Source organism: Bartonella sp. AP58NXGY, assembly GCF_042195785.1.
GTDB lineage: Bacteria > Pseudomonadota > Alphaproteobacteria > Rhizobiales > Rhizobiaceae > Bartonella.
The window spans coordinates 1-793 of record NZ_JBHIOY010000194.1 but is presented as its reverse complement, the minus strand read 5'-3'; the positions used below and the strand labels follow the sequence as shown (position 1 = coordinate 793).

The window sequence follows — 793 nt, the reverse complement described above, 5'->3', positions numbered from 1 at the left end:
AAAATAATAAAACAAGAAAGCATAAGCAAAGATAGGCCGCCTAAGGATATAACCCAAACGCATAAATAAAGTTTCCTTCTCTCTTCCTATGCGCCTTTCGAAATTTTAAATGAACAATAACAATAATAGCCCACGTAATAAGCGCCGCAGCAGTTGCGAGAGCCATAATTCGCATAAAACTATTATCAGGAACGAGAGCATTAATAACAACGATTATTGCCGTACATAACGATGAAAAAAGGATAGCAACATAAGGAACACGAGCAGCATTCAGTTTACTGAAAATATGTGGTGCATTTTTTTGTATTGCTAAACTATAAAGCATACGACCATTCGAATAAATGCCACTATTGTAAACAGAAATAGCCGCCATAATAACCACAAAATTCAAAATATGACCCGCAGCGGGAATTCCTACAGTTTCAAAAATTGTCACAAAAGGACTACCATTTTTCCCAATCATATCCCACGGGCTTATTATCATAATAACGCTGATAGAACCAATATAAAAAATTATAATTCTCCACATAACTTGACGAATAGCCGCCGGAATTGTCTTTTGTGGATTAGATGCCTCTCCAGCAGCAACACCAATAAGCTCGGTTCCTCCAAAAGAAAACATGACGACAGAAGTTGCCAAAATAACCCCTATAATTCCATAAGGAAAAAAACCGCCGTGATCCCAAAGATAATGGATACTCGCTTGATTTTCTCCTATTCCAGAAACAATGAGAAAAATCCCAAAAATAATCATACCAATAACGGCTGTAACTTTAATCAAAGCCAAACCAAA

1 pseudogene is annotated in these 793 nt (G+C 36.6%); it reads right to left on the bottom strand.

The window, feature by feature from the left end:
- Positions 1-43: 43 nt before the first annotated feature.
- Positions 44-793, bottom strand: a pseudogene (locus tag ACFINC_RS10380) (amino acid permease); the annotation flags it as partial.